The following is a 14,088-nucleotide window of genomic DNA, read 5'->3' as shown; positions in this document are numbered from 1 at the left end:
TTACCTGCAAAATGTTACCGGTAACTATTACCGATAACATTAACAGTAGCTCAGGATGGGGAGCAATCAATCAGGATCGTCAAAAAAGGAAAATGTGAGGCTTATCGCAATTGAAGATGGAAAAACAACGTCTTAAGCTACAAAAATTAAACACTTTCACCCAATGAAAGCGTAAATCCAACATCAATCAGCGTTTGTTCCGGCTGCTTCCCCTTCAAACGAACGAGCAGGGCTTCTGCCGCCTTGCGTCCCATCAAATCACGGGGAGTCAGGACACTGGCAAGTTTTGGTGTCATTACCTGACCAATATCATGACCATGAAAACCGGCTACAGCAATTTCTTCCGGTACTTTGATTCCCTGACGCTGGCACTCGAAAATCGCCCCAATAGCAATATCATCATTCGTACAAAACAAACCATCAACTTCAGGGTATTTCTGGCAGGTTTCCTGCAAAAGCTCCGCCCCCAAAGAATAGGATGAACTGACTGGCGTCATGACTTTTCTTGGCTGAAGCCCTGCACTTCGCATCGCCGCTTCAAACCCCTGCAAACGGATCAGCGTCCGCTCATCCTGCCGGGCACCGAGGTAAACCACGTTCTGGCAACCACGTTCAAGCATTGCCAGCGTCATCTGACTCGCCGCTTCAAAATTGTCGATTCCCACCGCAATATCAAGGCAAGGCGATACGCTGTCCATTAATTCCACCACGGGAATACCCGCTGTTTGCAGCACTTTCAACGTCTTGGGAGTATGCGTGCGTTCTGCCAGAATCAGGCCATCAATATTATAAGAAAGCAGGGAAAGTAAACGCTCTTCTTCTTTCTGGGCAGAGTACCCATAGTGGGCAAGCATGGCCTGATATCCATTGCGGTCTGTCACATGCTCGATCCCACGGATAACTTCGGCAAAAACTTGATTAGTCAATGAAGGAAGCAAAACGCCTATCGCACGGCTGGTGGAATTGGAAAGGATATCCGGCACACGATTGGGAATGTAACCCAGTTGATCCACTGCTTTGGCGATTCGTTTTCCCAATGCTTCAGAAACCTGATCCGGATTACGTAAAAAGCGGCTAACCGTCATTTTGGTGACCCCAACGAGGTCTGCAACATCTTGTAAAACTGGGCGTTTTTTCTTCATTTTCAATGTAATGCAATCAGTTATTGATACGTACAGATGGATAGGTACAGATGAATAGTTCGCGGTTTTAACACATTTATATACCATTACAATACGCTTTTTAGCGAAAAATGCTGGTGCACTCTCACTCATTTATCAATGGCTTCTCAAACTGTGATGCTTTACATGCGCTTGAGTGAATCCCGATAAATAATCTGAGGCGAAAATATGGGATGTTGCGTGTCAGGTTCAAGCAATAGGCGCGTGGCAAAACGCGCCATATCAGTGATAGGAAAATGGACACTGGTTAACGCAGGGTGAATAAATGCCGCCCGTTCACCGCTGTCATAACAAATGATGGAAATATCCTCAGGAACACTCAAACCTTGCTCCGTAATCGCCAACAATCCGCCAAGGGCCATTTCTTCACTACAGAAAAACAGAGCATCAGGCCGTGATGTTGCCAAAATCGCGCGGATTTGCCGATAACCACTTTGCAAATCATACTCTCCTTCCAGACACGCGATCGGTTGTAATCCTGCGTCCTGTATAGCATCCAAAAACCCCTGACGACGCTGTAGGCTTGGATAACGCATCAAAGGGCCACTGACACAAGCTATGCGGGTATGCCCGTATTCAAGTAACGTTTGGGTTGCAAGGTAACCGGCCCTATGATGATCAAAGGCAACACAGCGCTGCTCCAATCCGGATACCAACCGATCCAACAACACAAACGCATGTCCGCCGTGTGCAAGCCGCCGCAATTTATCATCGCTGATAGCACGTACATGCAGGATTAATCCATTACAACGCAGGCTATGCAGATAGGTGATGGCCTGCCATTCATTCTCTGCACTATTTCTTCCCTGCGTAACCAAAAGCTGCTTACCGTGTAATTCGGCTTCCGTCTGGATGCTATCCATCAAAGCGCCGAAAAAGCCGCCACGATAGGAAGTGGTCACTAACCCCAACGTATTACTCTGACTGGATGCCAATTCACGCGCTGCCAGATTGGGACTGTAACCCAACGCCACAATGGCATTTTCTACTTTGGCGCGCGTTGTCGCCCTCACATTTTTATCACCATTGACAACCCGTGATACCGTGGCGCGGGAAACGCCTGAGTAAGCGGCCACATCTTCCAGTGTTACCATGCTTTTTCCTTGTGATCCCAATGAATTAATGCCTGTTCTATTGGAACTGTGGCAAATACATGCGATTGATATCCAATACTTCATTCAATAATGACGAATCCAATGCAACATCTGCAATCAATGGATGCGTCACCAACGCCAACAGAGCGGCTTTGCGATCGCCATGAACCGCGGCTTCAATCGCCAAACGCTCAAAGGTTTTTACTTGCTGTGTCAGCGCCAGCATACTATCCGGCAACTGACCAAATACCAGAGGGTGTGCTCCTTGGGCATCAACAACACAGTTGGTTTCAATCACCGCATCATCCGGCAGGCCATTAATGGCACCACGATTCATCGTATTCACAACCAACTGTGTCCCGAGATTATTGTGGATTGCAGAGATCAATTCCAATGCAACTTCAGAATAGAAAGATCCCCCGCGGAAACTTAATTGCTCCGGTTTGTGATCCAGCGTTGGATCAGCATATAACCCGAATAACTCCCGCTCTACCTGCATGACTTGCTCCGCCCGTGTGCCCTTGCTGGCTGCCGCTTCCTTCTCTTCCTGCAACATTTTGCCAGTCTGATAAAAATAACGGTGATAAGGACACGGGATCGCCCCCAACGCCCGTAAAAACTCCGGCGGCCAAGGTTCTTCCCTGATATTGTTCATCGTCAATTCTGCACCGCTACACAGCAACTCCAGTACCCGCTCTGTTTCATCTTTCCCCTTCACCAATACCTGATGCACCCAGACCATATGGTTAAGGCCTGCGAAACGCAACTGCACATCCTGATAAGGATGCTGCAACATATTGGCGATCATATGGTGCATGGAGATCGGCACATTACACAACCCGATGATCCTGGCTCTGCTATAGCGGGACACCGCTTCTGTCACTATTCCCGCCGGATTGGTAAAATTGATGATCCACGCATCCGGTGCAAGATGTTCGACTTTACGTGCAATCTCCAACAAAACAGGAATGGTGCGCAATGCCTTGGCAAATCCACCAACACCCGTTGTTTCTTGCCCAAGCAGGCCATATTTCAACCCCAGACGCTCATCAGCAGCACGGGCAGAAAGCTGACCAACCCGCAGTTGAGTGAGAACAAAACTGGCCCCGCTGATCGCCTCATCCAGCGAATAATGCACACTCACTGCAACGTGCTGCAAACCATGCCGATCCAGCATACGGCGTGTCAATCCTGCAATGATCTCCACCTTCTGCCGTCCTGCTTCCACATCCACCAATGCCAGTTCAAACAGTGGGATCATTTGCCTGCGTTGAATAATCCCTTCCACCAATTCTGGTGTGTAACTACTGCCACCGCCAATCACTGCAATTTTGATCGGTTTCATATAAACCTCTTTTTATACCGTCTGACGATCGGGAACTGGCAAGCGCTGATAAAGATCGATCATGTTGTCAGCAAGATCTTGAATCACCATCGCGTTCATCAAATGATCCTGAGCATGAACCGTGATCAAATTGATGGGTAATTTTCCGCACCCTTCATCCAGTCCAATCAGTTTTGTCTGGATAAGATGAGCTGCGCGAGTCTCCTGCCGGGACTCCTTCATCAACACCTCGGCTTGTTGAAAGTTGCCTTCCTTCGCCTGCTGCAACGCCATTAATGCACTACTGCGTGCACTGCCTGCATGAACCAATAACCCGATAATTTGCTGCTCAAAATCCTGCTGTTCCAAATCAATAGACACGCGTCGCTCCTCCTGAAGTTATGGTGTTGCCTCAGCTAAATCTTTTGCTTGCTGCTCTTGTGCCAAAAGCTGTTTTTCATACACCTTGAAGAAGGGATACCAAATCAGCAAATCGATCACCATCAACACCCCGACCAGCACAATCGCGCGATAATCCCAGGCAGCAGAAATCAGCGCACCAATCGGGGCTGGCGCAGTCCACGGAGCAATGGCAATCATCTTTTGCACTAAATCCAGTTGCAGTGCGCCATAGGCCAGCACCGCATTCACCAGCGGCACAATCAGCAGTGGGATCAATAAAGTGGGATTCATCACAACCGGAGAACCAAATAGCAGCGGCTCATTAATATTGAACATGGCTGGCACAACGCTCAGTTTGCCAATAGTTTTCAGATGAATTGAGCGGCTGCGCAGATAAAGAAACGCCAATACCAAAGTTGAACCTGAACCGCCGATACAGACATAAAAAGACCAATAAGGCGCGGTTAAAATCTGCGTGGTTGCCATTCCCTGAGTCATCAACGCGGCATTAGCAGCAATATTGGTCATAAAGATCGGATTAAGCAGCCCGGTGACAATATTGTCGCCATGAATGCCCGCGAACCATAGCAAATTAGCAACCAACACTAACAACATCACCGCGGGCAACGTATCCCCGACAGCAATCAGTGGCTGGAATACCTGCATGACTGCCGCGGGCAACAACAGATCAAACTCACTTTGCAACAACAAACTGATGGGATAAACCGTCAACAGAATACCAATAACGGGATACAACAGTTCAAAAGATCGGGCAATGGCAGGTGGAACCTGAGAAGGCATACGGATGGTGATATTGTATTTCTTAAGTAATCGAATCAACTCTACCGACCAAATTGCACAGATCAGCGCAGTGAATACCCCTGCCCCGCCCAGAAAATCGAGCGGCATTTTATTTTCAACCTGTGGCGCCGCTGCCAACAAAAACGCCATCAAAGACAGCAAAGCAGAAGTCAATCCATCCAACCCATAAGACTTTGCCAGACTATAGGCCGTGCCAATGGAGACAAAAATACTCATCAATCCCATTGTCATAAAGAAAGGCATTGTAATGGTTGCCCAATGGGTTTTGGCGAACGCTAACCAAGCCTGACCAAAAGAAGATGAAGTTTGCGCATCAAAAGGCGGATTTGCCACAATCAACATAATACTGCCGATAATCAGGAAAGGCATTGCTGAGATAAAACCATCACGTATCGCAATAATATGCCGCTGGCTACCGATTTTGCCTGCAATGGGCGCGATATGGCTTTCTACAATGCGTGTCATTGAAGCATAAATATTCATGGAGCCGCTCCATTTGATGAAAGTTTATTCCAGCAGGCTTAAGGCATGATCCAACACCTTATCACCCCGAAGCGCGCCATAGTCCAACATATCAATCAAACTGATGGGTTTACCGGCTGGCTCAGCCAGTGCAGTAAAACGGGCAAGCTCATACCGAATTTGCGGCCCAAGTAAAATCACATCGGCTTCATGAATGCACGCTTCCAGCTCCAGCGCTGGCACGGCCTTGATAGCCACATCCAACTGCCGTTTTTCAGCTTCCGACTGCATACGCTGCACCAACATGCTGGTAGACATCCCCGCTGCACAACACAATAGAATGGTTTTCATGATCTTGTTCTCTTTATTATTATCTCGTTATTATTTGCCCACATTGGTAATGAGAGCGCTCTCATTTAAGTTAAGGCTAACAGGTTATTTTGCGATTACTGCGATAAAAGTCTCATAATTTGATAAGAAACCATTAAGAGTGTGGATAAAATGCGAGCTGCATTACAAATGGTAAATAAGGAAAAAAGATAAGGGAGAATTGGACTGATTTATAGGCTGAAAAAGTGGTAGAATTTTTCCACTCTAAAAAATACTTATAAAACATATGGGCATAATTAGGGGTGTTCCCCGTGGGTACGGGGATAAACCGACGTTAATGCCATTGGCTGACCGCTCACCCCTGTGTTCCCCGTGGGTACGGGGATAAACCGTCCGATAGACCGACTGTGAAAACTCAATCTGAGTGTTCCCCGTGGGTACGGGGATAAACCGCACGTTCTCTGAGGTCTTGTCTGTCTTTACCTGTGTTCCCCGTGGGTACGGGGATAAACCGCCAGACTGGAAAATCTGGCTGAAAATTTGGTGGTGTTCCCCGTGGGTACGGGGATAAACCGGCAGGAAAAGAATTTAACAAAAAGCTAGATGAGTGTTCCCCGTGGGTACGGGGATAAACCTGCAAAGGCATCACGCGCTTCTTGCCAACTGACGTGTTCCCCGTGGGTACGGGGATAAACCGTCAATCTGTCTGATGCTGCTAATTGTACCAAAGTGTTCCTCGTGGGTACGGGGATAAACCGGCAATGGAGGAACTGAGTCGTGATGGAGATGCGTGTTCCTCGTGGGTACGGGGATAAACCGGTCGATTTAGGTATCATTGACGATCCGATTAAGTGTTCCCCGTGGGTACGGGGATAAACCGAAAACACAGCAGGAACTGGGCGGATTACCGTCGTGTTCCCCGTAGGTACGGGGATAAACCGTAGAAGAAATAAGATTAAGCGAAGAATTTACTGTGTTCCCCGTAGGTACGGGGATAAACCGTGGCGGAACTGATGCCGGAAACCATAGCCCCTGTGTTCCCCGTAGGTACGGGGATAAACCGAGCGTGGAGCATGTATTAATTACAAATGTGAAGTGTTCCCCGTAGGTACGGGGATAAACCGACCGGGGTTTATTTTTTATTAATTAATGATGTGTGTTCCCCGTGGGTACGGGGATAAACCGCATTGCCAATAATAGCACCTATACTTTTTTAGGTGTTCCCCGTGGGTACGGGGATAAACCGTTGTTATTTTCATTTTTATTATTTTTTCGTTCCCCGTAAATACGGGGATAAATACTGATGTTAAATAACAAACCCATACACTATATAGAGATAAATAATTAATAGTTCTCATATTTGTCTCTACTAGGAAATATTTTTTGGATGTTGTTTTTTTATTTTTTTTAATTTTAAAAATTTGAATCATCAAAAATACCAGCTAACATTAGAGTAACTAGAAAATTTTTTCATACGAGGTTAACAATGAAACGCTATTCAAGTAAACAAAAACGCACTATTCAGGAAAAAATGCTATTACTGAACATCAGCATTTCTTCCCTGGCTGAATCAGAAGGGATTTCTAGGAATACTCTGAATCGATGGCTAGAAGACGCATTATTTTCAATAATAAAAAAATACCCACAAAAAATTAGAAAACTAGAGCAAGCTTTAGCTTATAAAGAAAAAACCCTATCAGATAAAAACATTCAGGGCTTATTACAAGTGACCATGACTATAAATAGAGACACCGAAACCTAAATAGTCTAACTATAGGATTCTCATCATTATCTGTCCATATACGATTCTGTGATCAATATTCCACATAGTAAAAAATCCTAGTGCCAGAACGATAGAATATGAGGTAACCTATCAAAATCAGTCATTAACTCAAAATATTTAACTACCTTTTTAATTAGAACGCTATTTTTAACATAGGAAAACCCTTTGAGCACTAACACCACAACAGAAACAATATACTGGAATCGCATGGTACCAGAACTGACTGTGACTGATTTTCCTGTTTCACTTGATTTCTATCAGAGAATATTGGGCTTCGAAATATTAATTCAGCGAGAAGATCCCGATTTTGTTTATTTAGGCTTAGACAAGGCACAATTAATGCTGGAGGCATTTCATAACAGTGGCTGGAATACGGGAGAACTCAGCAAGCCTTTAGGGCGTGGTATTAATTTGCAAATTGAAGTCGACGATATCACACCAATTTTGATAAGTCTGGAAACTAACGGAATCACGCTTTTTCGCCCACTGAAAGATAACTATTACTATATAGGCGATACGCAAGTCTGTCAGAGAGAGTTTCTTGTTCAAGATCCAGATGGTTATTTACTTCGTTTCAGTCAATATATCGGAAACAAAGAAGATCAATAACAATTCATTAACGGAGCACGGTTATTATTTTATTTCACCGTGAAAAAAAATGCCCGAATTAATCACTATTTTTGGCTACCTCACGCGATATTGGGGCAAAGCCAAAAAGAATCCCTATTCTGACGAAGGCTACCACCTTCTGGCTTATCACTGTCTGGATGTTGCCGCAGTAGGCCAGTTATTATTGGCACCACAAAAAAAGCTCACGCAAGATCTCGCAGAGTTTTTGGAATTATCAGCAGAATCATTACAGAATCTATTTTCGTTTTTTCTGGTACTACACGATATCGGTAAGTTTGCCTCTGCATTCCAGCAATTATATTCTCAGGAAGGTACTGACCTCATTAAGCCTGATCAGTATAAACCTTACGATTCCCGATATTTCAGGCATGATCAACTAGGATTATTTTTCTGGAAAAAAATTCAGGATGAAGTTCTGTTTGCTTTGGTGGGAAATGACAACCTGCAACCCAGAGAAAAAGACCGTGCCCAAGATACGTTGATGGTTTTAATGCAGTGTATGCTCGGCCATCATGGTAAACCCATTGATGATGGTAATTGTAAAGGTATTATCGATTTTACTGAACATCAAAATATTGTCGATGCAACAGCATTTGCCCATGATCTGCTTAAACTTTTTCAACCTCGTGTGCCACTGGAAAAACTGCTGTCAAAAGAGTGGCAACAAAAACTGAAACAAGTAAGCTGGCAACTTGCCGGTATTGTCGTGTTGGCAGACTGGATAGGCTCCGATTGTTATCATTTTCGTTATCAAACCAAAGCCTTTCCACTGGCAGAATATTGGCAAATGACCCAAAAACAGGCTCAAATTGTCCTGGATGATATTGATATCCTGAATACCCCGCTGATATCTCCGTATACCTCTATCCAAGATTATTATCAATTCCCTCCCACCCCATTACAAAAATGGGCTGAGGAAGTCCCGCTTGATGATTCCCCACAACTTTTTATTCTGGAAGATGTAACGGGAGCAGGAAAAACAGAAGCCGCCCTTGCCCTGACTCATCGTCTAATGCAGACCGGGGCGGCAGACGGTTTCTATTTTGGCCTGCCGACAATGGCAACCTCCAATGCCATGTTTAGCCGAATCGCCAAACATTACCCCCGTATGTTCAACGCCAAAAATGGCAAACTACCCAGCCTCGTGCTTGCTCACGGCGCAAGCGGGATGAATGATAATTTCCGTGACATCATCCTGACTTCTGAACACAACGACAGTGATTACACCAGAGACGATATCACCGCGACAGCGCAGTGCCATCAATGGCTGGCAGACTCTAACAAAAGGGCATTAATGGCATCGGTAGGTGTAGGCACTATCGATCAGGCATTGCTTGCTATTTTGCCGAGAAAATATCAGTCACTTCGGTTAATTGGACTAAACCGTAAGGTATTGATCTTCGATGAGGTACATGCCGCGGATGATTATATGTTTGCGTTGCTGGGAAATCTGCTGAGCCTGCATCTGCATCAAGGGGGTTCTGTGATATTGCTGACCGCCACTCTCTCCTTAAAACAGCGCCAACGGTTGGTGGATATCTGGTTATCTGCCAGCGGAATGCCTTCACAAAAGTTGCAGGAAACCGCTTTTCCACTGGCAACACAAGTCACGTTAGATCCAGAAAATCCCATTATTGAAACGCCATTGCGCAGTCGGCCGGATGTCTGCCGTACTGTCATGGTAAAAACAGTGAACCATCTGGATGAATGCGTAAAAATCGCCCTGAATGCCGCTAAAAATGGGCAATGTGTGGTTTGGGTTCGTAACTCTGTGGACGATGCACTCCATGCTTTCCAACTCATCACATCGCAAATGGAGACGCCGGAAAATTGTTCGCTATTTCACAGCCGATTTATTTTGTATGACCGGAAAATCATAGAAAACCGTGTACTGGGAACATTTGGTCAAAAAAGCACACAAAAGGATCGACAAGGGAAAATTCTGATTACAACGCAGGTTTTTCAGGAAAGTCTTGATGCCGATACGGATGTGATGATCTCAGATATCTGTCCAATCGACGACCTGATTCAACGAGTCGGCCGCCTGCATCGCCATACCCGCAATGCACATGGTGAATACCAGAAAGGTATTACCGACAGTCGCACTGCCCCTGAATTATACCTCCACTCACCAGAATGGGACGATCACCCCGAAGCCGATTGGCTGAGCAAAGATTTCCGCAATACCCAATATGTTTATCGTTCAGCCGGACGTTTATGGCTTGGCTTGCGTGAACTACTGCGCTTAGGAGCTATTCGTATGCCTGCCGAGGCACGAACGTTGATTGAATCGGTTTACGGTGAAGACGCTGATGAGCAAATCCCAGAAGCACTCAAATACAAGGATGATGAAGCAATCGCTGAAGGACGGAGCAAAGACGCCATCGCACGATCACAAGCCCTGCAATGGCAACACTATGAATACAGTAAACGCAGTGCAGGCGGCTGGTATGACGATGACAGAGATATCAATACCCGATTTAGCGACGTCGAAACGGTGAACGTGCTGCTCGTTAAACTGACCGAAGCAGGAGAATTAATACCGTGGATAGAAGATGAAAAGTTCCCCGTTCAACTCAGCACGATCAAACTCCCCAAAAACAAATCTGCCGATAAGTTGCAACCCATACCAGAATCGCTTTCTCAGGCGGTGGAGCAGTTACAGAACAGATTCAAGTCCGCCAAATACCTGCAAATCTGGCTGCCGGAGAGTGATCCTCATTTTACTTACGATCCCAACATGGGTTTTTATGAACCCCTTAAGCAGGAGGCGTAATGAACCTCGTTAAAGATACATGGCTGACTTTTAGAATGAGAAATGGCAGAGAGGAAAAACTGCCACTGGCGGCAATCTGCGATCCCGCCGTTGTCGATTTCGCCCTGCCGCGGGCAGATTTTCAGGGAGCCGCTTATCAACTGGCGATAGGCTTGCTGCAAACGGTTTTTGCTCCCGAAGATAAATACGAATGGCATGATTTTTATGAAAAAGCCCCGACACAGGCAGATTTGCAAACCGCTTTTAATCGGGTGGAACATGCCTTCAATCTGACAGGCAATGGCCCGCTGTTTATGCAGGATTTTGATTCTCTGGATGGCGCAAAATCAACGGAAATTTCAGGATTACTGATCGAAGCACCGGGGGCAAATACACTCAGGCTCAATACTGACCATTTTATTAAACGCGGCCAATGTGAAGTGATTTCCCCTGAAATAGCGGCCATTGCCCTATTCACTTTACAGATTAATGCCCCTGCCGGCGGTGTCGGGTATCGCGTCGGGTTACGGGGTGGTGGCCCACTGACGACTTTGATTCAACCGCAGGAATTGGATGCTCCACTATGGCAAAAGCTCTGGCTCAATGTCATTAATCGGGATCATTGGCGCTACCCTGACCCTGATCTCAATAGTTCAGATGTTTTTCCGTGGCTAGGTAAAACCCATACCAGCCAAAAAACAGGTACAGAAATTTATGCGCATAATGTGCATGCACTGCATATGTATTGGGCAATGCCACGGCGGATCCGTCTGGAAGTAGAGGAAAAACCCGTCATTTGCCAATTAACGGGGCTGGCAACCGAGCAATCCGTTTCGGGTTATCGCACTCAAAACTATGGGAACAATTATGCCGGCACATGGAACCACCCCTTAACGCCCTATCGATGGAACCCGAAAAAACCGAACGAAGATCGTCTTTCTATCAAAGGGCAACCCGGTGGTATCACCTATAAGATCTGGGATAGCCTGACTTTTTCCGATGATGGAAATGGGCAACAGGCCGCTCAGGTTGTCGACCATTTTAACCAGCTCAATGATTATTTTGCGGATGAACAGAGTTCCACCCCACGATTATGGGTTTTTGGCTATGACATGGACAATATGAAGGCCCGCGGTTGGTATTCCACCACGTTGCCTTTGTTTTCCATGCCGATTGAAAAGAAAGACGCTATTTTCCGGCGAATTAAAACACTACAAAATCTCTCAATCTATGCGCTGACTCAGTGCCGTACCCAAATCAAAAGTGCGTGGTTCAATCGCCCGAATGAAATAAAAGGCGATATGTCGTTTATTGATGCCATTTTCTATCAACGCACCCAAGCTACCTTCTTTAAAGCTGCGCAACAAATTATCAGAAGCCGGCACAAAGCGTCTGCTTTATCCACCAAAGAGGCCAAAATCTGGCTCCATCAGCTCAAAAATACCTGCTTTGATCTCTTTGATGAATTCGTGCTGTCAGAAGATATTTCCCCCAAAAACCTGCCTAAGAAAATCGAGGCGCGGCAAATTCTGACCAAGTGGCTAATGGGTTCCAAAGATATCAAATCATTTATGGCAGAACACGATATAGAAACCCAATCATCCAAGAATAAGAAAAAGGAGGTTATCAATGAATAATCTAAGCAAAAGCCGCTTAATGCGTTGGTGGGAAAGCATGTTCTTATCAGCCTCAGAATTGCAAGAAAAAAAGATCCCCCCTGCGCCTACACTCTACAAAGCACAACTCAAGCGTTGTCAGGATATTGATGATGTAACGTTAACTGAGGGTTTTCGGGCACTCTGGTTCAGTTTGCTTGAAAAGGATTCCGAAGGAAGCAATAGCGAAGAAAATGAACAAAAAAACATAACAATATGGGCAATGATTGCCGTCACTCTGGTGTATGTAAAAGTGAATACCACCACCAATCTGGCCACTGCCGCAGGCACAAAAACAGAAAATGACAAATCCGTTGTCAGTGCACTCCGTTTTGCTCAATTGCAGGCCACCAAAACCCCCGATGAATTCATTATGCGTTTGCGGCGCATTCTGCAACAACTCAACGGCCAGGTTTCCGTGCTATCCCTCGCCAATGATATTGAACAGTGGATGGAGGAACACCACCAGTCAAGACCGCATCGGGCCAACAAACGCCTCAGTGTGCGATGGGCTATGGATTACTACAAGGCCGCGAAATAAAAAGCCGCTAAATCACCCAAATGACTTTTCATCCAGAATCTCTTTTCATCTATAAGGAATTTTAAATGAGCCAGTTTATTCAACTACATCTGTTAACTTCCTACCCGCCTGCCAACCTGAACCGCGACGATCTTGGACGCCCTAAAACTGCCAGAATGGGGGGAGCGGAGAGATTAAGAATTAGTTCCCAGAGTTTGAAGCGTCACTGGCGAGTCTCTGATCTGTTTCAGGCTGCCCTCGCAGACCATCTTGGTTTTCGCACCAAACGTTTTGGATACCAGGTGTATCAACGCTTGCTTAATGGGGGCGTTAAAGAGAAGCAAGCGGCTGAATGGGCTACCGCTATCGCTGAGGTTTTCGGCAAAAATAAAAAAGATGAACCTCTGGAAATCGAACAACTGGCTCATATCAGCCCGACAGAAAAAGAAGCGACTTTTGCACTGGCCGATAAACTTATCACCGAAAATCGCGCGCCAACCAAAGAAGAGTTGATGCTACTGAGCAAAGAAAAAATAGCTGTGGATATTGCCATGTTTGGCCGCATGCTGGCGTCCAGCCCTGCCTACAGTGTGGAAGCCGCCTGTCAGGTTGCCCATGCTATCAGCGTTCATAGTGTCACCGTAGAAGATGACTATTTTACTGCTGTCGATGATCTCAATGGTGGTAAAAGTAATTCCGGTTCAGCGCATATTGGCGAAGCGGGCTTTGGGGCTGCCCTGTTCTACAGCTATATCTGCATCAACAAATCTTTATTAATAGAAAATCTGGCAGGCAATGAAGCGCTGGCGAATAAAGCGATTGCCGCCCTGACAGAAGCCGCTGTTAAAGTTGCGCCATCCGGCAAACAAAACAGTTTCGGCTCCCGCGCTTATGCCAGTTATGTGTTGGCGGAAAAGGGAGAGTATCAGCCTCGTTCCCTTTCTGTTGCGTTTTTAAAGCCTATTTATGGTGAAGATCAGGCAACCGATGCCATCACGGCATTGGAAGAACAGAAGGATAACTTCGATAACGTTTATGGCGCTTGCGCTGACACCCGCTATAGCATCAATGCCATCACGGGTGAAGGTCGTTTTACTGAGCTGGTTCGGTTCGTCACTGAGTAAGAAAGG

Annotated in this window: 12 protein-coding genes and 1 CRISPR repeat array; of the genes, 6 read left to right on the top strand and 6 right to left on the bottom strand. The window is 46.0% G+C overall.

Features of this window, described 5'->3' with window-relative positions; translation table 11 throughout:
* Positions 1-146: 146 nt before the first annotated feature.
* From gntR to Xenpb_RS00405, 6 genes are all read right to left on the bottom strand, one after another.
* Positions 147-1,142, bottom strand: a complete 996-nt coding sequence (gene gntR / locus Xenpb_RS00430) for a gluconate operon transcriptional repressor GntR (RefSeq protein WP_187652832.1) — start codon at positions 1,140-1,142, stop codon at positions 147-149.
* 161 nt (positions 1,143-1,303) lie between these two features.
* On the bottom strand, positions 1,304-2,275 hold the full coding sequence (locus Xenpb_RS00425; RefSeq protein ID WP_187652597.1) for a LacI family DNA-binding transcriptional regulator: 972 nt from the start codon (positions 2,273-2,275) through the stop codon (positions 1,304-1,306).
* A gap of 37 nt (positions 2,276-2,312) precedes the next feature.
* The gene (locus tag Xenpb_RS00420; protein ID WP_187652596.1) at positions 2,313-3,620 is read right to left on the bottom strand and encodes a 6-phospho-beta-glucosidase; all 1,308 of its coding nucleotides are present in this window, start codon (positions 3,618-3,620) and stop codon (positions 2,313-2,315) included.
* A 12-nt stretch (positions 3,621-3,632) separates the two neighbouring features.
* On the bottom strand, positions 3,633-3,980 hold the full coding sequence (locus Xenpb_RS00415; RefSeq protein WP_187652595.1) for a PTS lactose/cellobiose transporter subunit IIA: 348 nt from the start codon (positions 3,978-3,980) through the stop codon (positions 3,633-3,635).
* Positions 3,981-3,998: 18 nt separating this feature from the next.
* Entirely contained in the window at positions 3,999-5,306 is a 1,308-nt protein-coding gene (locus tag Xenpb_RS00410; protein WP_187652594.1) for a PTS sugar transporter subunit IIC, read from the bottom strand.
* Between the two features lie 24 nt (positions 5,307-5,330).
* Positions 5,331-5,636, bottom strand: coding sequence for a PTS sugar transporter subunit IIB (locus Xenpb_RS00405; RefSeq protein WP_099112511.1), 306 nt, complete (start codon positions 5,634-5,636; stop codon positions 5,331-5,333).
* Between the two features lie 281 nt (positions 5,637-5,917).
* A CRISPR array of direct repeats spans positions 5,918-6,916; the repeat unit is 29 nt; unit sequence GTGTTCCCCGTGGGTACGGGGATAAACCG.
* A gap of 185 nt (positions 6,917-7,101) precedes the next feature.
* Between Xenpb_RS00405 and Xenpb_RS00400 the strand changes: the two genes are divergently transcribed.
* From Xenpb_RS00400 to cas7e, 6 genes are all read left to right on the top strand, one after another.
* Positions 7,102-7,377 (top strand): hypothetical protein, encoded by a 276-nt coding sequence (locus tag Xenpb_RS00400; protein WP_187652593.1) that lies wholly within the window; start codon positions 7,102-7,104, stop codon positions 7,375-7,377.
* Positions 7,378-7,605: 228 nt separating this feature from the next.
* A complete protein-coding gene (locus Xenpb_RS00395; RefSeq protein WP_187652831.1) occupies positions 7,606-8,007 on the top strand; it encodes a VOC family protein in 402 nt (133 codons plus the stop codon).
* A gap of 49 nt (positions 8,008-8,056) precedes the next feature.
* Positions 8,057-10,804 (top strand): CRISPR-associated helicase Cas3', encoded by a 2,748-nt coding sequence (gene cas3, locus Xenpb_RS00390; protein WP_187652592.1) that lies wholly within the window; start codon positions 8,057-8,059, stop codon positions 10,802-10,804.
* The gene (casA, locus tag Xenpb_RS00385) at positions 10,804-12,420 is read left to right on the top strand and encodes a type I-E CRISPR-associated protein Cse1/CasA (protein ID WP_187652591.1); all 1,617 of its coding nucleotides are present in this window, start codon (positions 10,804-10,806) and stop codon (positions 12,418-12,420) included. Before cas3 ends, casA begins: the two co-directional genes overlap by 1 nt.
* Positions 12,413-12,979: a type I-E CRISPR-associated protein Cse2/CasB gene (casB, locus tag Xenpb_RS00380; protein WP_187652590.1), complete on the top strand. Its 567-nt coding sequence runs from the start codon at positions 12,413-12,415 to the stop codon at positions 12,977-12,979. The genes casA and casB overlap by 8 nt, the downstream gene beginning before the upstream one ends.
* Before the next feature lie 65 nt (positions 12,980-13,044).
* Positions 13,045-14,082 (top strand): type I-E CRISPR-associated protein Cas7/Cse4/CasC, encoded by a 1,038-nt coding sequence (gene cas7e, locus Xenpb_RS00375; RefSeq protein WP_187652589.1) that lies wholly within the window; start codon positions 13,045-13,047, stop codon positions 14,080-14,082.
* Positions 14,083-14,088: the final 6 nt, after the last annotated feature.

Source organism: Xenorhabdus sp. PB62.4, from assembly GCF_014467285.1.
GTDB lineage: Bacteria > Pseudomonadota > Gammaproteobacteria > Enterobacterales > Enterobacteriaceae > Xenorhabdus.
The sequence above is the reverse complement of the archived record's forward strand: the minus strand, read 5'-3'. Positions and strand labels throughout refer to the sequence as shown.